Here is a 20,593-nt window from a genome sequence, read left to right as displayed (position 1 = left end):
CTTGTTTTTATATTCTGGGTTATTTGTGGGTAGTTTGGCTTTTGAATAACCCAATAAATAATATTAAGTGATCTCTAAAATTACTTGCAGCTTTTGATATATTCTGTTTAAATTTCGCCCTAAATTTCAAACCGAAACTTAAAATATAAAAACGAAAGATGTCAAAACGCAATACACAACAAAGACGCCACATAATACATAGCCTAGTTAACGAACAAGGCGAAGTCAGTGTTGAGGCATTATCTGAGCGTTTTGAAACATCGGTTGTTACGATCCGAAAGGATCTTGCCGCACTAGAAAAAAGCGGATTATTATTGCGCCGATATGGCGGTGCAGTGCCTTTACCGCAAGAAGTTTTTAGTGATGCAGAAAAAACCATTTCCCCTGCCAAACAAGCCATTGCAGCAAAAGCGGCTGAATGTATTCGTGAGCATAACCGAATCTTAATTGATAGTGGCCGCACCACCGCAAGTTTAATACCGCATTTAAATAACAAACGTGGCTTAATTGTGATGACTAACGCATTGGATGTTGCTAACCAGCTTAGAGAGTTAGAAAACGAGCCAACTATTTTAATGACAGGCGGCACTTGGGACCCGCATTCAGAGTCTTTTCAAGGGCAAGTGGCCGAACAGGTATTGCGCTCTTACGATTTTGACCAATTATTTATTGGCGCGGACGGTATAGATTTAGCCCGAGGCACAACTACTTTTAACGAATTAATTGGGTTAAGCCGGGTTATGGCAGAGCAAGCCAGAGAAGTGATAGTGCTAGTTGAATCAGACAAAATTGGCAGACGTATCCCCAATTTAGAATTGAACTGGCAACAAATTACCAGATTAGTCACCGACAGCGGTATATCGGCCGATGCGGTTAAAAAAATTGAAAAAATGGGCGTAGCTGTAGATATTGCAGACATGCCTAAACAAAATTAAGGAAATTAAATATGTGTGGAATCGTTGGTGCAATTGCACAAAGAGACGTGGCAGAAATTTTATTAGAAGGTTTACGCCGTTTAGAATACCGCGGCTACGACTCAGCCGGTTTAGCTGTAATTAAAAACGGTGAAATTCAGCGTATTCGCCGAGTTGGTAAAGTTAAAAATTTAAGCGACTGTTTAGCTGACAACTTTTTAGAAGGCGGTTCAGGTATAGCGCACACCCGCTGGGCAACTCACGGCGAACCAACCGAGCGCAACGCGCATCCACACATGTCGCAAGAACGAATTGCTGTTGTACATAACGGGATTATTGAAAACTATCGTGAATTAAAAGCTGAGCTAATTGGCCAAGGCTACCATTTTGCATCCGACACAGATACCGAAGTATTAACTCACTTAATCCACCAGTTATTAGACTCAGGTTTAGATTTATTAAGCGCAGTTCAAAAAGCAGCCCAAACTGTAACCGGCGCTTATGGTACCGCCATTATCGACAAACAAAACCCTGAAGAAATGGTTGTCGCCCGCTCAGGTAGCCCGTTAGTTATTGGTTTAGGCATTGGTGAAAACTTTGTTGCGTCTGACCAACTGGCATTATTACCTGTAACCAGCCGTTTTATTTATTTAGAAGAAGGCGATGTTGCCAAAATCACCCGTAAACAAGTTGAAATCTTTGATAAAAATGGCGAATTAGTTGAGCGTAAAGTGAATTTGGTAGATGCCAAAGCAGACTCAGCCGATAAAGGCGAATATCGCCACTACATGATGAAAGAGATTTTTGAGCAACCTACTTGTGTACGCCAAACATTAGAAGGGCGTATTTCAAACTCAGGTATTGAAAGCGGTATTTTTGGCAATGGTTTTGAAGACGTTATCCCTCAAATTAAACACATCACCATTGTTGCCTGTGGTACAAGTTATCATGCCGGTATGGTGGCCAAATACTGGTTTGAAAAATACTCAAATGTAAGTTGTAGTGTTGAGATAGCCTCAGAATTCCGCTACCGCAAATTTTATGTGCACGAAGGCAGCTTATTTGTTTCAATTTCACAATCTGGCGAAACCGCCGACACCTTAGCTGCATTGCGTTTAGCTAAAGAGCAAGGTTACTTATCATCATTAACTATTTGTAATGTAATGGGGTCGTCGCTGGTTCGTGAATCAGATTTTAACTTTATGACCCGCGCCGGCACAGAAATCGGCGTAGCTTCAACCAAAGCATTCACCACCCAATTGGTTTCATTATTATTATTAGGCTTAGCAATTGGTAAACACAAAGGGTTAAGCGCAGAAACCGAATTAAATATTGCTGCCGCATTAATGCAATTACCGGCTAAAATTGAAAGCGCTTTATTAGCGAACAAAGAAATTGAAGCTTTGGCCGAAGAATTTGCCGACAAAAACCATGCACTTTTCCTTGGCCGTGGCGACCAATACCCAATAGCAATGGAAGGCGCATTAAAGCTTAAAGAAATTTCTTATATTCATGCCGAAGCTTATGCCGCAGGCGAATTAAAACATGGCCCAATCGCATTAATTGACGCAGAAATGCCAGTTATTGTAGTTGCACCAAACAACGAATTATTGGAAAAACTACACTCGAATGTTGAAGAAGTACGCGCGCGCGGTAGTGTACTTTATGTATTTGCAGATAAAGACGCCAAGTTTGAAAGCGATGATACCCAAAAAGTGATCAGCGTAGTTCATTCAGAAGATATTATCGCCCCGATAGTTTACACAATCCCTCTACAGTTATTGTCTTACCATGTTGCCGTTATTAAAGGTACAGATGTGGATCAGCCTCGTAACCTTGCAAAATCAGTGACGGTTGAATAAGTTGTTGTAGCTTAGGTATTTTTTTGTGGCCTTGTATTAAAGTTTGATCTTTGTATTAAAGTTTGATCAAAACTCAATTTTTGTATTAAAGTTTGATCTAAATATAGCCTTCAAGTATTCTCAGGTTGCTTGGAGGCTTTTTTATGTCAGATGAAAATAAACCGTTGAATGATAAAGACAAGAAAAGATTGGAAGAAGGACGAGGTAAAGGTACTGGTGAAAATTATATTCCATTTATCAAAGTCGGTGAATTTAGTGGTTCAGGTGAAAGCATTCGCGTTAAAAGCCGGGTTGCAAAAAGAATTCATCATTTTCACTCGGGTATAGAGCTTTCAGCATTTATAGTATTTGATTGGCATTCCAAAACTTCGGATATTCGAGAACAATTCCCTATTCCCTTAAATGACTCATTATCTATAGCAAAAGAGCTGGGTATACGACATCCCCAAATTCGAGGTGAGTTATCAATAGTAACTACAGATCTTTTTGTCGATTTTTTTTGCGGTCAAAGTCTCGCTATTGCGGTTAAATCATCTAGCGAGCTAAATAAAAAGAGAATTGTTGAAAAACTTCAAATTGAAAAAGCCTACTGGGAACAAAAGGGTTATGACTGGCGTATTTTCACTGAAAAGGATATCTCGGATACGATAAAAGAAAATATTGCGTGGTTAAGATCTGCGATGAGTCTAGATGATCATGCGTCTGAAACATTCGAATATGCAGATTTAGTTAATTTTCTGGATAGGATAAGCAATTACAAAACAGTCGCTTTAACCAAACTCTGTGGTCGTCTTGACGATCTATATGAACTTGAACCAGGTTTTCATATTAGTTTAATGAGATATGGAATTGCTCACCGAATATTTCTTGTTTCACTATCAACTCCTTACTATGCCTTGATATCTGAAGATCTGAAATTAAACCCAAACTGGTATCAGGAACAAGCATATGTATCTTAATCGGGTTTTTAAATTTGAGAGCAAGTTATTTCGTATTATTTATGAAGGAATTGATCATTATTGGCTTATACAGTTAAAAGACAATAATGCTTGGCCTGAATTTATATCGCAAGTGGATTTTGATGACTACTACGAAAACGAGGAAATTGAATTTATTTCTGAGCCTTACAATACCCCTTCTGTATTGAGTGAAAGCACGATTCAAAAAAGAGATGAGGCTTACCAAGCTATATCGCCTTTAATTGAACAGGTTCCAAGCATATTCGATAAATCTGCTAGGAATAAGTTACTTTCAGAAACAGCAAATAATGGTGAACACCCAAGGATTTATTACGTTCGACAGTTAAGGAAGTATTTTCAGCAAGGCATGACACCAAATGCTCTGTTAGCTAACTACCATAATTCTGGTGCGAGAGGAAAATTACGACGGTCAGGTGGTAAAAAAGTAGGTAGAAAGATTAAGGATGGAAGTCAGGGAATTCCCATAACAGATGAAATTTGTCGCCTTTTTGAGCTAGCCATTGAAGGTCACTACTTTACAAAAAAAGAAATGACGTTAGCAAAAACATACGTGAAATTTTATGGGATGTTTTTATCAAACTATCCCAAAATACCTAAAAAACAAGTACCAACAAAAGATCAGTTTTACTATTTTTATTATAAAAATTATTCTAAAAGTCAGGTAATTAAGGTTAGAACACCACAAAAAATATATGACAACGATATCAGACCTATAAATAGTACCTCTACTAACCTGAATATTGGCCCTGGTGGCCGCTACGAAATTGACGCAACTATTGTCGACATTTATTTAGTTTCAGAATTAGATCCTGATCTAATTGTTGGGCGCCCGACTCTCTATTTAGTCAAAGATGTATTTAGTCGAATGGTCGTAGGCATATATGTTGGGTTTGAATCGGCTTCTTGGGTTACTGCAACAATGGCAATGAGGAATGCATTCTGCGATAAAGTCGAATTTTGCAAAGAATTCGGCGTTGATATTAACAGCGCTGATTGGCCAAGCGTAGGTATACCCGCTGGTATGATGGCTGACAAAGGAGAATTGTTAGGTAACCAAGCAGACGCGCTAGTTAATGCACTTAATATTCAGCTATCCAATTCAAGATCGTATATGGGCAGCGATAAAGGCGGTGTTGAAAGAAGTTTCAATACAATCCAAACTAGCTTTAAGCCATACGCTGACGGTATTGTTGAACCCGTTAATGGGAAAAAGCGGTTGGGACATCGCTACGAATTAGATGCCAATTTAAATTTGAAACAATTTACCAGAATGATTATTCGTATTATTTTGCATCGTAATAACGCGCTTGAAGTCGAAGGCTATGACTTTGCTCGTGATATGCCAATGGACTTACCCTCTGTACCTATACAGCTCTGGAATTGGGGGATTAAAAATCGTACTGGTCGGCTTCGATTTAAAGAAGAAAATTATATTAAGCTAAATTTACTCCCTCAATCCAAGGCAACTGTATCAGATAAAGGGATAAAATTTAGAGGAATATTTTATACATCAGCAGACGCTGTAAAAGCTGGGTGGTTCGATAGAACAGGTGAAACGGGAAGACCAGCATCAGTCATCGTTTCATTTGATCCAAGATGTGTTGATGAAATTTATATGCGTTTTAAAGGTGACTATGAGAACTATTGGGTATGCAAGTTGGCAGATCGCAGTCGTCGATTTCGTTCACTGTCTTTTCCTGAAGTATCATTTTTAAATTCGATTAAGAGCAAGGTATCAAAGCAAGTAGAGCAAGACGCATTGGATACAGAGTTAGAGCTGCAAAATGAATTAGAAGCTCAGCAGAAAAAAGTTAAACAGAATAAGTCTAAGCAATCGAACTCCCAAAGGCTAAAAGGTATAAAATCCAATAAGAAAGAAGAAAAAAAGCTAGAGAGAGCAAGAACTGTTGAAACTTTATCTGAAAAAGTCTCTGGAGAAGCCAAACCACAAGCTGAAGTAATAGAATTTAAAACAGGCAAGAAAAAGAAAAAATACAAGCTACCATCAATTGAAGACTTGCTTGGAGATGACGATTGATTAATATTACATCCGCAGTTTATAACGAAGCCGAGATATCAGAATACCAAGGCAATCCGTTGATTGAAGCTTTACCTCGTTTGAAAAGTCCTGCTGAAGTCGCTAAATACCTTAATAGATTTCCAAAAATTCCAGCTGCGGAACTAACATTACCCAATTACATTCGTAGGCACGCAATGATGAGGATAATTGATAAATTTCTTTATCCTACTTCTAAGCATATTCAGTTAGAACAGATGATCGCCACAATGCTCAGGCGAGGTTATTTATCTCGAAATATAAAAGATAAATCGCATCAGGAAAATATAAATAAAATTGACCATATAGATTTTCGTCAAATATTTCGAAATGCAGGAAGTTTAGCTGTTTCTACATCCGTAATTGGTTGCTCAGGAACAGGTAAATCAACAACAGTTGAAGCAATATTGAGTACTTATGAACAGGCCATTTATCATAAGGATTATCAACATACTCAGTTAGTATGGTTAAAATTAGAATGCCCCCACGATGGTTCAGAAAAAGGGTTATGTATTCAATTTTTTAAAGCCATAGACAAGGCCATAGGTAGCGATTATGAAGACCTATACGTAAAAGCAAGATCAACAGCGGAAAGCATGCTTAGTGATATTGCACGAATAGCTGCAAATCATTCTTTAGGTTTATTAGTGCTGGATGAAATACAACATTTGAAATTAGCAAAATCAAATGGGGCAAAAAAGTTACTCAACTTTTTTGTTACGCTTTCAAACGTAATTCACGTACCTGTTTTATATGTGGGAACGCCCTCATGTTTAACTCTTTTCTCAAAAACAATGAGGTCAGCACGACGGGCTAGTCAGTACGGTAGTATAGATTGGGGTCGTTTTTCAATTGAGAAAGATGAACCTGATGAATTATCAGAATGGGATAATTTTATTAATCGGTTGTGGAGGCTACAATGGTTTGAAACTCCAACACCATTAACACCTTCGATAAAACAGCAATTTTGGCAGTTAACCCAGGGTATTCCTCACGTATGCGTTACACTGTTTTATTTGTGTCAGGTCAGGGCTATTACTGTTGATGAGGAAGTTATCGATGAAGACTTAATTAACGAAGTTTATGATGAAGAACTGAAAATGATCCATCCTATGATTAGAGCGCTTAGGCTCGGTCGGGAAGACGAAATACTAAAGTTCGATGATTTAGATATAGATAAAAGCGACATTAGGGTTAATCTAAAGCAATCTGAATTGGATATTGTTCCAGAAAAGACTGAACAGCCAGTGAAAAAAGACGTCAAAACTCAGTTAATAGAGCTATTAACCCAAATGGAAATAGGGCCAGATATAGCGCCTGAATTGGCTAATTATGCCATTGTAAATCATCCTGATAAGACTTTATTTGAGCTCATTGGAGTTATAACTAACCCGTCAAAATCGCAAAATTCAGAATTATCCAAACCTAAACATAACATCAAAAAGTCTACTAAAAAATTAATCCCGGCTTATACAGAAAATGATCTCAGGCTACTATTTCAAGCCGATACTGATATGTATGCAGAATTTAAAAAAGCAGGGACAATTTTAGATATAACCCCTTATTTATAAGATTAATTATTATCGGATTAATCATTGACTAATGGCTTATGGTTAAACGATATTACCGAAATATTAAAAAGAGATAAAAAAGAATAATGTTTGAACAAACGTTTAAAAATATCGATGACATTCTCCATAAAGATGCTGGTTGTTCCAGCGAATTAGACTACACCGAACAAACGTCATGGATGTTATTCCTCAAGTACCTTGATGATCTAGAGTTTGCCAAATCGCAAGAAGCAGAATTGATGATGGAAGAGTACAAGTACATCATTGATGAAGAGCATCGCTGGAGCAGTTGGGCTGCGCCTAAAACAGCATCTGGCGAATTTGATCATGATAATGCACTTACTGGCGATGACTTAATTGATTATGTTGATCAAGAGTTATTCCCTTACCTGAAGTCATTTAAACAGCGTGCTGATAACCCAAACACCATTGAGTATAAAATCGGTGAGATATTTGGTGAAATCAAAAACAAAATTCAAAGCGGCTATTCACTGCGTGACGCGTTAGAAAAAGTAGATGAACTGCGCTTCCGCTCACAAGAAGAAAAACACGAACTTTCACATCTATACGAAGTGAAAATTAAGAACATGGGTAATGCAGGTCGTAATGGTGGTGAATACTATACCCCTCGCCCACTTATCCGCGCCATGATTGATGTTGTTCAGCCGCAAATTGGTGAAACGATTTACGATGGTGCTGCTGGTTCAGCAGGTTTTTTATGTGAAGCTTATGATTATCTTCGTCAAGGTGGTGCAGAAAAAAGAAAGCTGAAAACTGACGAATTGAAGATACTGCAAGAGCGTACTTTTTATGCCAAAGAGAAAAAGTCATTAGCTTACGTTATCGCGATCATGAATATGATCCTGCATGGTATCGAAGCGCCTAATGTTATTCATACCAATACTCTAGCTGAAAACTTGCAAGATATTACACCTAATAATCAACACGACATAATTCTGGCGAATCCGCCCTTCGGAGGAAAAGAGCGCAAAGAAGTACAGCAAAACTTTCCTATTAAAACTGGAGAAACTGCATTCTTATTTATGCAGCATTTTATAAAATCCCTTAAACCGGGAGGCCGCGCTGCAATCGTTATAAAAAATACATTTTTGTCAAATACCGATAATGCAGCAATCGCTTTGAGAAAGGAGTTACTAGAAAGCTGTAACTTGCATACTGTGTTAGATTGTCCAGCCAAAACATTCTTGGGGGCTGGAGTCAAAACGGTTGTTTTGTTTTTTGTAAAAGGCGAACCTACTCAAACTACTTGGATTTATCAACTAGATCCGGGTCGTAGTTTAGGAAAAAACTCTCCTTTGAATGACACTGATCTAAATGAATTTTTGTTGTTTCAGAAAGACAAAATTAATTCAGACCTATCTTGGTCAATGCCCATAACTGAAATAGATCAAGAAACTTGGGCCATCCCCACAACTCATCCTATTTCAAAGGTTGCAGAATCTCAAAGGGCCCCATTGGAAGTAATAAGTGAAATCGAAGAGTTGGATATAAAAGCGATTGCAACTCTAAAAGCGATTAAAGGGGCTTTCTAATGACTTGGCCCTTAATGAATTTGAGTGAACTATGTCAAATAAAGACCGGAAAAAAAGATGTAAATGAAGGTAATCAAAAAGGTATTTATCCCTTTTTTACATGCGCTAAAAACCATACATATAGTGATTCGTACTCTTTTGATTGCGAGGCGATATTAATTGCAGGCAACGGTGATGTTGGGAATACAAGTTATTTCAACGGTAAATTTGAAGCGTATCAACGAACTTATGTGCTAAGTCATTTCGATAAAGTAATTCCTAAATACTTGTATTTAGTCTTGAGCAATTGCCTAAAAGACAAGCTGTACGATAAAAAACTCGGCAATACTATTCCATATATTAAGTTGGGTATGCTTCAATCGTTTGAGGTTCCTGTTCCAACAATTAAAGAACAGGAGTTATTTATTTCGATTGTTGAAAGCACTTTTAATTATATTGAGGACATTGAAAAAAAATCTAAACAAAACTTAAGCAATTGTGATGTTCTACTTCAACAAAGCATAAGTAACGCGTTAAGTAAGCCGATAAAAAGTTGGAACCACAATACTCTTGGAGAGCTGCTAAATGACAAGCCAAGAAACGGGTGGTCACCGCCAGCAAAAAATCACTCAAATGAAGGTGTCCCTGTTCTTACTTTGTCTGCTGTAACTGGCTTTAAATTTGATCCATCGAAGTTCAAGTACACCTCTGCTGAAACTAAGGCTGATGCACATTATTGGGTTAAAGAAGGTGACTTATTGATAACCCGAAGCAACACACCTAATTTGGTAGGGCATGTTGCAATTTGCTCCAATTTAGAGTCACCAACAATTTATCCTGACTTAATAATGAAGTTGGTTGTTAACAATGATTTAATTTCTACAGAATATTTATATTACTTCCTTAGATCGAAAGAATTGAGAGAAATAATCAAATCAAGTGCGACAGGAGCAAACCCGACAATGAAAAAAATAAATCAAAAAGTAGTAATGGGTTTGCCAATCCAATATCCAGAAATAACCCAACAAAATATAATAGTAGAACAATTGCGGGAGCTAGAAGGTCAAGTCAATATTTTGAGCGACATATACAAAGCAAAGATATTAAAGTTAAAAGAGTTGAAGAAGTCCGTTTTACATAAAGCCTTTAATGGTGAATTAACTAAAAGCAAAGGAGTTGCTGCCTAATGCTTATCCCGAAGAAGAAAGCTAATCGCAACGAAGCAGAAACACGTGCAGACCATATTGATCCTCGCCTTGATTATGATGGCTGGGAACGTGATAGCGATAGCCGTATTCGAAGGGAATTTGAAATTACCAAAGGCCGTATATTAGTTGGCGGTAAACGTAGCCAACGTTTAATTGCCGATTATGTGCTTATCTACAAAGGTCAAAAAGTGGCTGTAGTTGAGGCTAAAAAAGAAGGGTTGAGTTATACCGAAGGTGTTCGCCAAGCTAAAGATTATGCAGAGCGTCTACAGTGCCGATTTGCCTATGCTACTAATGGGCATGAAATCTATCAAATAGATATGGTAGACGGTACAGAGGGATTAGTTGACCGCTATTTATCGCCTGAAGAAATGTGGACGAAAATCTTCGATAGTGAGCCTGAAGGTACGCCTGATTTCAAAAAAGTATGGCGTGAACGATTTGCAGAAATCCCGTTTGAAACAAAAGGCGACTGGCAACCTCGCTATTATCAAGAAAACGCCATCAACAATGCGTTAAATGCCATAGCAGAAGGCAAACAAAGAGTACTACTAACATTAGCGACAGGAACAGGGAAAACCTGCATTGCATTCCAAACCTCGTGGAAATTATTCCAGAGCAGATGGAGTTTAACTGCGCAAAAAAATCCTGATGCCGCTAAAAAAAGACCTCGAATCCTATTCCTAGCAGACCGTAACATTCTAGCAAACCAAGCATTTAATGATTTTGGCTCATTTGGTGAAGATGCCATCGTTCGTATAGAACCAAGTGAAATCCGCAAGAAAGGCTCAGTGCCTAAAAATGCCAGCGTGTTCTTTACTATCTTCCAAACCTTTATGAGTGGGCCTGAAGATGAACATGGCAATAAAACACCATATTTTGGTGAATACCCTGCTGACTTTTTTGATTACATCATCATTGACGAGTGTCACCGTGGCGGGGCCAGCGATGAAAGTAATTGGCGCAGGATCTTAGAATACTTCTCTCCCGCTGTTCAATTGGGTTTAACAGCTACACCAAAACGAAAAGACAATGCTGATACATACAAGTACTTTGGCGAACCTGTTTACAGTTACACGTTAAAAGAAGGCGTTAATGATGGTTTCTTAACACCATTTAAGGTTTATCCAATTGTCGGCACTATGGACGAATACGTTTATACACCGGGTGAAGGTGTAATTGTTCATGGAAATCCTGAACCGGGTAAAGTATACAAAGAAGGTGATTTCAACCGAATTATCACAATTCCAGCGCGTGAACAAAAACGCGTTCACTACTGGATGGACTTGTTTAACCCTAAAGAGAAAACCATTGTTTTTTGTGCCACACAAGAGCACGCTGGGCTGGTTCGAGATTATATAAATCAATATGCCAAGCAGAAAGGTTGGACAACAAACCATAGTTACTGTGTTCGAATAACTGCACATGATGGTAAAGCGGGTGAAAATGACCTAGCCGTATTTTGTGATAACGAAAAAACAATACCAACGGTACTGACCACTTCACGCAAGTTATCTACAGGGGTTGATGCCCGAAATGTACGTAATATTGTCTTGATGCGCCCCTGCAATAACATGATTGAATTTAAGCAGATTGTTGGTCGTGGTACGCGCATGTACGATGGCAAAGACTATTTCACTATCTATGACTTTGTTAAAGCTCACCATAACTTTGCTGATCCAGAATGGGATGGTGAGCCTTTACCACCAGATGATCCTTGTGACGTTTGTGGTGATAACCCATGCAGTTGTGAAAAAGAACCTTGTGAGTTATGCGGTTTTAATCCATGTAAATGCCCAAAAGAACCTTGTGTAGAATGCGGTAGTGAACCCTGTGTATGTGGAAAACCACCATGTGAGCGCTGTGGCAGTTCGCCTTGTATTTGTGAACCCGAAACCTGCCCAGTGTGTGACAGCATTCCCTGTATCTGTAAGAAAAAAGAAAAAGTAGTTATACAGCTAAGTGATGGAAAGACGCGTCAAATACAACATATATCATCAGTAATGTATTGGTTTGGTGATAAGCCAATTACAGCAAAAGAGTTTATTGAACGACTGTTCTCTGACTTACCTAAGTTCTTCGAAAATGAAGATCAACTTCGTGAAATTTGGAGTGATCCAACAACTCGTGAAAAACTGCTCTCAAGCCTATCTGAAGCTGGTTATGACGAAGAAAAACTCGAAGGCATGAAAGAACTAATAGATGCCAAAGATAGCGATGTGTATGACGTATTGCGCTATGTAGCCTACGCGAGTGAAGCTGTTAGTAGACAGCAAAGAGCGACATCGGCACACCCCAATATTGAAGCCGCATTTACAGACGATAAGCAGCAACAATTCATCGATTTCATATTAGAAAAATATGTTGAAGATGGTGTTATGGAGCTATCGCCAAGTAAGATGCGCAGTTTGATTGAGCTGAAATACAACACGATTGGTGATGCCGTAGATGTGTTTGGCTCACCAGCGGCAATTAGAGAAACCTTTATTGGGTTTCAGAAGTATTTGTATGAATGACATAACATTATACCGCGGAACAGTTATTTTTACTCCTGATGGAAGACTGATAAATCGATACATCAAGGACGAGCGACGACCAAAATCATCAAGCCAATTCGTTCACGATGTGGCAAATCATTGGTTTGAAGGACGATATGGAATCCGAGCAAGGAGTCAAACTATTTTCTGCTCACCATGTGCTGGTCACGCAAAAGAATATAAAGAACCGGAAGGCTCTTTGCTTCAAATTGATCTTACAAAAACTCAAGAATATTGTCTTTTGTATAGCTCCATCGTATATGATTTTTTGGAAATTACTGAAGAAGTCAAAGATTTATCTGATGAAGCGGAAATTATTTCTTGGTTAGACAGTAAAAATTATCAAAAGGTATTTAACATTGAAGATTTACCTCAAGGATTTCGTGGTGAAGTTATGTTGTACTGTAATGAATACGATGTACGAAATATTTAGAATGAACAACAACGAAACACTTCTTCAACAGCTAGGACTAACAACTATAAATGAATATAGATTTATAAAGTACCTTGGTGGTGGAAGTGCCCTTAGCGCTTTGTATGAGTCAGATCATAAAAAAGTCGTATTTAAATTTTTAATTGCTCCTCGAAATAAAGTTGAGCTTGAAAGATTCAAGCTGGAATGCTCTGTATTGGAAAAAAATAGAGCAAATTGGCGAGATGATGCCGAAATGTTTACAGAAGAACAAAGAAAAGTTTTTTTTATCGGCCCTGATGAAAGTTATCCTTTACCCAAAGTAGTAGTTCCTCTGGTCGAATCAAATTCAGGTGAAATAGTATATTTTGGATATGAGTATGAGGAAGGTGAGTTGTTGTCAGATCTAGAAACAAGCGCCTTTTCGATAGGAGAAAAATTGTTACTATTGTATCGCATAGCATCAGGATTGAATTATTTTAATCAAACAGGATACTCACATAGAGATTTACATCCGAGTAATATCCTTCTATTAAGTAACCCTGTCATGCCTAGATATGATCGAGATCGTACTGATGTCAATTCAAAAGTTAAATTTCTAGACTTAGGGAATTGTCAGTGGAACGAAACAGAAACTGATTATATTTACAAGATAGACAGAGAGCTAGACGAAGATTTGGTATTTCAAGATAATAATAAAAGATTGCTTGCATCTTTTGTTTCAATGCCTCCTGATTTTTTACTTCATGGTAAAAATACAAAGAATTATGACTCATGGTCATTTGGTGTCTACGCGTACAAGTTACTCTTCGGCACTCTTCCATTTGAAGCTAATGAAATTGCGGATATAACTCTTTTGAGAGATTTCAATAACTTTAATAGTGATTTTAGAAGTAAATTACAATCCGTTGGCGTGGGTTTCGAACAAATTATGCTAAGACTATTATCCCCTGACGGAGAAAGAAGACCTGAGATCCATTCTATTGTTCGGCTATTTAGTTGGCTTGTTCACAGGATAGAAGATTTTCAAGACGTTCAGTTTATTAATACCGTAATTGATTCAAGTGGTTTTGACCCTTACTATAACCCGTTAGATGATATTTATTAATCTAAAATTATGCATTGTTTTATCCTTAATATAGATAAAATTATTTAAAACAAAGGAATGTAATGTTAGCTGAAATAAAAAAGGTCTTAAAAGAAACACCGGGCTTAAAAGGCCGGGAAATTGCCAATAAATTAAAGAAAGACAAAAAGGAAGTAAATTCTTATTTACTAAGGCATAACGAAGGATTATATCAGGAAGACTATAAATGGTATCTAGAATCCACCGACACTGTTGAATGGAAAATTGAGTGTGGAGCATGGCTTACTTGTGAAGGGTTTGAGCAAAGCTATTCTGAAATAGGCAACCTCGTTAATGCTCAAGAGTCGAATATAGTTATTCAATTGCCAAAAGGTTTTAAAATTCTTTTGATTGCTGGAGCAAGATTAATATCACTTGCTAACTATTTAAATCATATTGACAAAAATGTAACTTTAGATTTTGAGTTGTGTAAAGGCTCTATGAGCTATCTAGATAGACTGGGCTTCTTTGATCACATTCATTGTGATATCAAAATCCTACCAAATCGCCCTGCTACTTCAAGAGCTAAGCAGTATAAAGGTAATAGCAATAATTTGGTTGAAATCGGAGAGATTGATCTCAATTCATTCAACGAGGAATTACCGGAAGAACTAACTGCAGCATTTACTAGCCATGCTGGTAAAGATTACTATATGGCTGCCTTTACTGTTTTTTCAGAGTTAATTGGCAATGTTCAGGAACATAGTGAAACACCTATACCGGGATTCGCAGCTCTTCAGTTTTATGAGGGTAAAAACAACCATCACAGCCACGTACAAACTGTTATATCTGATCATGGTCTTGGTTTATCAAATACTCTGAAAGAAAATTTGCACAAGCATTACCCAAAGCTTGCATCAACTTTGGATCTAACTTGTGTAGAGTCAGACATTAAGTTAATCATCAAGGCGCTTACAGATGGGAAGCTTAGTCGATTTGGGCACAATCCTGATGGTGTAGCTCGTGGTTTGGGACTAAAACGAAGCCAAGATTATGCTCTTAAGTACAATGCAGAGGTTACGGTTAGGCAAGAAAACCTAATTGTTAAACTTGAGTATTGTGATGGAAAATTAACAGATTCAACTCATCGCTCTGATTTAGGTTACCTAGCTGGAACTCACGTTTGTTTTGACTTTATCTTAAAATAGGTCAATAATCATCTCGGTAAACAACTTAATTTAACCAGAAGTTATCATGAGACTTATAGATTACACAAATGGAAATGACCACCCTTTTGGAAATAAACAGGGACAGGAAACTTATAAGAGATTGAAGGAATTCCTAGACTGTAATGTTAGCGAAAAGGTGATTGAAATTAATCTTGAGGGGATAAAAGCAACCGATGCTTCTTTTCCAAGGGAAAGTGTTATCTCAATTATTAAACACTTAAATGGAGAGAAGTCTTTTTATATAACAAAATTTGATTCAAAGGATTTGTTGGATAATTGGGACTATGCCGCAAAAGCTAAAAAACAATTAGTCGCCACAAACTTTAATAATAAGCTAGAAATTATCGGCCCAGATATTAATACATCTACGAGGGAGCTGATAGAATATGTTTATTCTAATGCTCATGTGACAACTGCGAATGTGGCTAAAACTCTCGGATTATCGGTTCAAAATGCGAGCACTAGATTAAAAAAGCTGGTTAGCGAAGGAGTTGTGCTACGTGAAGAAGAAGCCGCTCTGTCTGGCGGGAAAGAGTTTATTTACAAAAGATTGTTTAAATCTGCTTAAATTAACTTGTTTAACCAGATCTGATGGTTTAGTATAAAAGGTGAGCGTTTGCTCATTTTTTATGAAACCTGATTAAACAGCTTTATTTAAGGAGATTATCAAGGTGGCAATTACAATTAATAATTTTAGTCAGTTGTTGGAAGAAGTAGCGAAAGAACTCGATATCTCTCCAACTAAATACAAGCTGGCTGTATCGCGCTACGAGTCAGTAGGTGCATGGTTAAATGATGGCGAATATGAAAACTTCGATGGACAAATTAACATTTATCCTCAAGGCTCATTTCGTCTTGGAACGGTCGTTCGTCCTATTAGAGAGCAATCTGAAAAGGACTACGATATTGATTTAGTCTGTGAGTTTGAAGAGCAAGCATCGGCTACACAAGCGGGAATAGTAAAACATCGTGTTGGAAATCGTTTGAAAGAACATATTACATACAAGGAAATGCTAGATGAAGAAGGTCGTCGGTGCTGGACATTATTATACAGCGAGCAAGATGGTGCTGGATTTCACTTAGATGTACTCCCTTCCAGTGGTTTTTCAGCAGTTAATTATTCTCCTATCTCAATTACGCATAAAGAAAATGAAAATTATTCTTGGGCATCGAGCAATCCTAAAGGCTATGCTGCATGGTTTGAAGAACGCAATGCCGATGCATATAGATTAGTCGCATTGGATCAGAAAAGGATGATTTCAAACTCATTCTCAGATATTTATGCCAAAGTTGACGATGTGCCAGATCAATTAATACGAACCCCTCTCCAACGAGCTATTCAATTAATGAAACGGCACAGAGATATGCGTTTCAATGGTAATCAGAAATACGCGCCAATTAGCATGATAATGACAACTTTGGCTGCTCATCTGTATGACAATGAAACTAATGTCTATGACGCGTTAACTAATATAGTTAATAAACTATCAGCACATATGGGATTACTTGAAAACAAGGTGATTGTCGATGAACGATTATCGGCAAGAGGGCTAATTAAAAGGCTACCTGATGGTACTTGGTATATAGGTAACCCTACAAATCCAAAAGAAAATTTTGCAGACAGGTGGCATGAAGAAGGAGATGCCCGTGCAAAAGCGTTTTTTCAATGGGTCGAGTGGTTGAAACAAGACTTCTTAGCCGTTACGCAAAGAGACCGAGATTCTATTCGCTTTACACTTGAAGCATGCTTAGGAAAAAGTGTAATTGGTAAAGTATGGTCAAAATGTGTCCCATCACCTGCCGTACATGAACCTACAAAAGTGAATATATCACGACCTGCAAAACCTTGGAGGTCTGGTGAATAAATTAATTCACGAACAAATTCAAGCCGTTTTAGACAGTCACCCAAACTTATGGCTAGTTCAGAATGGCTCTGATATTTTGTTATCAGGCTCTTTACATTTCAGCGCTTCAGTTGAGGGCAAAGAGACGATTACAGCAAATTACGATGTAAAAATATCTGTGCCATATTCTTACCCTAGGGATTTACCAAAAGTATTTCCTTCGGGATATAGCCTAGATAAAAGGTTTGAGCATACAAATCCTGACGGTAGTTTCTGTCTTGCTGTTCCTATAGAAGAACGTGAGCTGTTTGAGTTAGAACCGTCACTGTTAGGCTTTATCAATAATCTAATTGTCCCATTTTTGTATGGGTATAGCTATTTTCTTAAATACGGAGAACATCCATTTGGTGAACGAGAACACGGTAACAAAGGCATCCTAGATTTTTATTTAGATACGTTTAAAAGTCGTGACGCTAGGACAGTCTTAACATCCCTTCACAACTTTGCTGTTCATGGATATCGCGCCCATGAAAAATGCCCCTGCGGAAGTGGTAAGAAAGTACTCAAGTGCCATCAGACAGAACTAAAATCCCTCCTTAAAAACAAAGAATTGCTAATGGCAGACTTAGCGAAATTTATCACAAGGTAGACACTTGGAATGATGAAATTAACAAATTTATTGATTAGCCTCTTTAAGTGGTACATCGAAGGATGGCGACAACCTTCTTTAAATTCAATTGCACGATTAATACTAATCTGCTCTTTAACCGCTCTAGCTGCAATTTCAGCGTCAGTTAATTTCGAAACCGATTGGCTTAACGTTTCGCTTTCATCTGGAAATAGCAGTAGTCTATTTTTCATGTTTTTGGCTGTTTGCTCTCTATTCATGTTGGCATATTCAGAGTATCGAGATAGGCAACTAGCGAGCGACTCACTGCTGTTCAAAATTAGACATATGGGACTAATAGATCACGGTATCGATGATGTTGAAAATTATTTCCCGAAATCGCTGAAGAAGTTTAAGCCTCAGGCATTTAATATGGTATTCGGTAATAGTCATAAAACGACAGATTTAGAGGCACTTAATAGTCAGTTATCTAAGATCGCTAGAATACCTGAAGCGTTAAATGAAAGTAGCTCATCATTAAACAATGCAAATAAACACGTAGTATATTCAGGTGTAGCTCCTGTTCCAATGGTTGCTGCCGCAGGGCACGCAGTTAGTAATATGCAGAATGTTTACGTCGCTGATTGGAACAGGCAAGATAAAAAATGGCACTTTTTGACCGATTTAGATGATGGCGAAAATGTTAAGTGTGAATCTACTACGTCGAATGGCTTTGAAGAATCAGTTTGCCTAATTATAGAGTTAAGCTTGCCTATTTGCGTGGATAAAATCCGTTCTGACTTTCCAAAATCGGATTGCTTTAAGGTGTTTTGGCAAGATGATAATCCTCGCTATGACAAATTATGTAGTGTTGATAAACAGAACCGGATTATTGGTGAAATTATACATTTTATTAATAGCGAAATACTTCCTCACAAAACGGGATTGAAGGAAATCAAATTATTTGTTGCGGCTCAGGCTTCCTTCATTTTTCGTCTAGGTTCAGCCCTCAATCAAGGTCATCTTCCAAAAATAACTTTTTACCATTACAACCCTGATCACAAAGATCTAAACCATCCGTGGGGGGTATCTTTTAATGGTGGCGTTAAGGGTTATAAACTAGCTCACACAGGCATATGATTATTAGAGCTCTAATCTATATATTGGGAGGTTAGTTTCCACATGTATGCCCAATTATCAATAATAAATCAAGATGAGCTCGTTGGGAGTTTGATCTATCGTTATGCTACTAGAATGGGTATAACTGATGATAAAGTCTTGCTGGAACACCTATTCGAAAATAGAAAAATAGTTCCATCAGGTTTATTTCAGGGGCATCTGAGTGAGTTTTTAAACGTTGGAGGCAAAAATTTAGCTTGTTCAACAACTGAATTAGCCGAAAAACATACATTGTTACCTTTATTTAAACCTTTTATACCAGAACAACGTTACAAACAACTAGTGGATGATTTAGCTTATTCTAGAAAAAGCACGTTTACTTATCGCTCAGGTTTTAATGCTTCTGTTGTCCAATACCCCAAATTTTACAAAGTTTGCCCACAATGTTTTCAGCAGCAGAAAGCTAAATTGGGCTATGCTTACGCTCAAAGGGTACTTCAATGCCCAGGTGTAGAGTTTTGTCCGATCCATGGTTTGCCACTTACAGACACTGAGATATCCATTATTAGTACTCACAAGCATAGATTTACGGGAGTTGATTCAAACTTAAAGTTTGTTCGAGTAACGCTTATCCATACTAACGTATTGTCAACGAAACTACTGGACCTAGCTTTATTGGTTCAGCAATTACTCTATCCTATTAAAATTCATATTTCTTATTGTCAATGGACTCGTTTCTACCAGAAGCTAGCCATCGACAATGGATTAATGATTGGCAATAGGGTTGATCATTGCCAAATTAAGAATTTAGTTGAAGCGTTTTGGAGTATTCCATGGTTAACCCGGCAAAGTTTAGTTGTATCTGAAACCAGTAGCTGGTTAGTTGATATATTTCGAAAACACCGGAAAAGTTTTTCTTATCTACAACATTTTATAGTTTGGTTTGCACTAGGCTATATACCCAAAAATTTAAAACAAACGTTAATTGCTGTAAGCCAACTGCAGGATGAAACCAAAAACTCGCATGTATATAATCAGTGTCAGGATGAAGCTAAATTAAATGAATATCGTAGAATTTGGCTTTCGCTAATCAAGAGAAAATCTTTAAAACAGGTCAGAGCAACAACTGAAGGCTGCAGAGTTTATTCGTGGTTATATCGATATGATAATTTTTGGCTCAAGAATAATAAGCCTAAAAGTATCGTTAACTATGTCAACGAGCGAGTGAACTGGTTGAAAAGAGATATTTATTTTGCCAAATCTTTACTCAAAATTTTATTTTCAGTTGAAGGCAAATTAGATGGCCCAAGAAGAAGTGCTGCTTGGTTTGCAACACAGTTTGGTGAAAAAGCATTGCTTGGTCGTAAGTTAGACAAGTTACCTCTTTGCCAACAATTTTTTATTAAATATACAGAGACTGTCGATGAATACCAGCAGAGACGCTTGGCTTTTTATCTGTCTAAACAAATAAATAATAATATTTTAATTGGTGGTATAAGTGATGTTGAACGAGCTGTTGGAATCAATAAAAAGAGGGTTAAGGAACATACCCGAGAAATTATTAAAATGGAACTACCAACCTGGAAGAGAAATCAGAAAATTTCCTCAGGATGCAATCTTGCAGTCCATAGGGAAAATATCAGTTGATAAGGTAGA

The 20,593-nt window shown here is 37.6% G+C and carries 16 protein-coding genes; all 16 read left to right on the top strand.

Annotated features, from left to right (window positions below):
- Window positions 1-158 precede the first annotated feature (158 nt).
- Window positions 159-935, top strand: coding sequence for a DeoR/GlpR family DNA-binding transcription regulator (locus tag N7931_RS11270; RefSeq protein ID WP_262794134.1), 777 nt, complete (start codon window positions 159-161; stop codon window positions 933-935).
- Between the two features lie 11 nt (window positions 936-946).
- Window positions 947-2,776, top strand: coding sequence for a glutamine--fructose-6-phosphate transaminase (isomerizing) (glmS, locus tag N7931_RS11265; protein WP_262794132.1), 1,830 nt, complete (start codon window positions 947-949; stop codon window positions 2,774-2,776).
- 143 nt (window positions 2,777-2,919) lie between these two features.
- Window positions 2,920-3,735 carry a TnsA endonuclease N-terminal domain-containing protein gene (locus tag N7931_RS11260; protein ID WP_262794130.1) on the top strand — a complete coding sequence of 272 codons (816 nt, stop codon included), beginning with the start codon at window positions 2,920-2,922 and terminating at the stop codon, window positions 3,733-3,735.
- The gene (locus tag N7931_RS11255) at window positions 3,725-5,794 is read left to right on the top strand and encodes a Mu transposase C-terminal domain-containing protein (RefSeq protein ID WP_262794128.1); all 2,070 of its coding nucleotides are present in this window, start codon (window positions 3,725-3,727) and stop codon (window positions 5,792-5,794) included. The genes N7931_RS11260 and N7931_RS11255 overlap by 11 nt, the downstream gene beginning before the upstream one ends.
- Complete coding sequence (locus N7931_RS11250; protein WP_262794127.1) at window positions 5,791-7,383, top strand: ATP-binding protein; 1,593 nt, start codon at window positions 5,791-5,793, stop codon at window positions 7,381-7,383. Before N7931_RS11255 ends, N7931_RS11250 begins: the two co-directional genes overlap by 4 nt.
- Window positions 7,384-7,469: 86 nt before the next feature.
- Complete coding sequence (locus N7931_RS11245) at window positions 7,470-8,936, top strand: type I restriction-modification system subunit M (protein WP_262794126.1); 1,467 nt, start codon at window positions 7,470-7,472, stop codon at window positions 8,934-8,936.
- The gene (locus N7931_RS11240) at window positions 8,936-10,102 is read left to right on the top strand and encodes a restriction endonuclease subunit S (protein WP_262794124.1); all 1,167 of its coding nucleotides are present in this window, start codon (window positions 8,936-8,938) and stop codon (window positions 10,100-10,102) included. Before N7931_RS11245 ends, N7931_RS11240 begins: the two co-directional genes overlap by 1 nt.
- On the top strand, window positions 10,102-12,639 hold the full coding sequence (hsdR, locus tag N7931_RS11235; protein WP_262794122.1) for an EcoAI/FtnUII family type I restriction enzme subunit R: 2,538 nt from the start codon (window positions 10,102-10,104) through the stop codon (window positions 12,637-12,639). The genes N7931_RS11240 and hsdR overlap by 1 nt, the downstream gene beginning before the upstream one ends.
- The gene (locus tag N7931_RS11230; RefSeq protein ID WP_262794120.1) at window positions 12,632-13,093 is read left to right on the top strand and encodes a hypothetical protein; all 462 of its coding nucleotides are present in this window, start codon (window positions 12,632-12,634) and stop codon (window positions 13,091-13,093) included. The genes hsdR and N7931_RS11230 overlap by 8 nt, the downstream gene beginning before the upstream one ends.
- A 1-nt stretch (window position 13,094) precedes the next feature.
- On the top strand, window positions 13,095-14,180 hold the full coding sequence (locus N7931_RS11225; RefSeq protein WP_262794118.1) for a protein kinase domain-containing protein: 1,086 nt from the start codon (window positions 13,095-13,097) through the stop codon (window positions 14,178-14,180).
- A 62-nt stretch (window positions 14,181-14,242) separates the two neighbouring features.
- A complete protein-coding gene (locus N7931_RS11220; RefSeq protein WP_262794116.1) occupies window positions 14,243-15,346 on the top strand; it encodes an ATP-binding protein in 1,104 nt (367 codons plus the stop codon).
- A gap of 46 nt (window positions 15,347-15,392) precedes the next feature.
- A complete protein-coding gene (locus tag N7931_RS11215; protein ID WP_262794114.1) occupies window positions 15,393-15,935 on the top strand; it encodes a winged helix-turn-helix domain-containing protein in 543 nt (180 codons plus the stop codon).
- 103 nt (window positions 15,936-16,038) lie between these two features.
- Window positions 16,039-17,232 carry a nucleotidyltransferase gene (locus N7931_RS11210; protein ID WP_262794112.1) on the top strand — a complete coding sequence of 398 codons (1,194 nt, stop codon included), beginning with the start codon at window positions 16,039-16,041 and terminating at the stop codon, window positions 17,230-17,232.
- Window positions 17,225-17,860 (top strand): SEC-C domain-containing protein, encoded by a 636-nt coding sequence (locus N7931_RS11205; RefSeq protein WP_262794111.1) that lies wholly within the window; start codon window positions 17,225-17,227, stop codon window positions 17,858-17,860. Before N7931_RS11210 ends, N7931_RS11205 begins: the two co-directional genes overlap by 8 nt.
- A gap of 9 nt (window positions 17,861-17,869) precedes the next feature.
- Entirely contained in the window at window positions 17,870-18,958 is a 1,089-nt protein-coding gene (locus tag N7931_RS11200) for an SAVED domain-containing protein (RefSeq protein WP_262794110.1), read from the top strand.
- 42 nt (window positions 18,959-19,000) lie between these two features.
- Window positions 19,001-20,584: a TnsD family Tn7-like transposition protein gene (locus N7931_RS11195; RefSeq protein ID WP_262794109.1), complete on the top strand. Its 1,584-nt coding sequence runs from the start codon at window positions 19,001-19,003 to the stop codon at window positions 20,582-20,584.
- The last annotated feature ends 9 nt before the right edge of the window (window positions 20,585-20,593 follow it).

The sequence above is a fragment of the Catenovulum sp. 2E275 genome (assembly GCF_025515275.1).
GTDB lineage: Bacteria > Pseudomonadota > Gammaproteobacteria > Enterobacterales > Alteromonadaceae > Catenovulum.
This window is presented reverse-complemented; position numbering and strand designations above follow the sequence as displayed.

Excerpts from the sequence above, each read along its gene's own strand:
- N7931_RS11240 (WP_262794124.1), top strand. The coding sequence starts at position 8,936 with ATGACTTGGCCCTTAATGAATTTGAGTGAACTATGTCAAATAAAGACC.
- N7931_RS11215 (WP_262794114.1), top strand. The coding sequence starts at position 15,393 with ATGAGACTTATAGATTACACAAATGGAAATGACCACCCTTTTGGAAAT.
- hsdR (WP_262794122.1), top strand. The coding sequence starts at position 10,102 with ATGCTTATCCCGAAGAAGAAAGCTAATCGCAACGAAGCAGAAACACGT.
- N7931_RS11195 (WP_262794109.1), top strand. The coding sequence starts at position 19,001 with ATGTATGCCCAATTATCAATAATAAATCAAGATGAGCTCGTTGGGAGT.
- N7931_RS11255 (WP_262794128.1), top strand. The coding sequence starts at position 3,725 with ATGTATCTTAATCGGGTTTTTAAATTTGAGAGCAAGTTATTTCGTATT.
- N7931_RS11270 (WP_262794134.1), top strand. The coding sequence starts at position 159 with ATGTCAAAACGCAATACACAACAAAGACGCCACATAATACATAGCCTA.
- N7931_RS11230 (WP_262794120.1), top strand. The coding sequence starts at position 12,632 with ATGAATGACATAACATTATACCGCGGAACAGTTATTTTTACTCCTGAT.
- N7931_RS11220 (WP_262794116.1), top strand. The coding sequence starts at position 14,243 with ATGTTAGCTGAAATAAAAAAGGTCTTAAAAGAAACACCGGGCTTAAAA.
- N7931_RS11200 (WP_262794110.1), top strand. The coding sequence starts at position 17,870 with ATGATGAAATTAACAAATTTATTGATTAGCCTCTTTAAGTGGTACATC.
- N7931_RS11260 (WP_262794130.1), top strand. The coding sequence starts at position 2,920 with ATGTCAGATGAAAATAAACCGTTGAATGATAAAGACAAGAAAAGATTG.
- N7931_RS11225 (WP_262794118.1), top strand. The coding sequence starts at position 13,095 with ATGAACAACAACGAAACACTTCTTCAACAGCTAGGACTAACAACTATA.
- glmS (WP_262794132.1), top strand. The coding sequence starts at position 947 with ATGTGTGGAATCGTTGGTGCAATTGCACAAAGAGACGTGGCAGAAATT.
- N7931_RS11245 (WP_262794126.1), top strand. The coding sequence starts at position 7,470 with ATGTTTGAACAAACGTTTAAAAATATCGATGACATTCTCCATAAAGAT.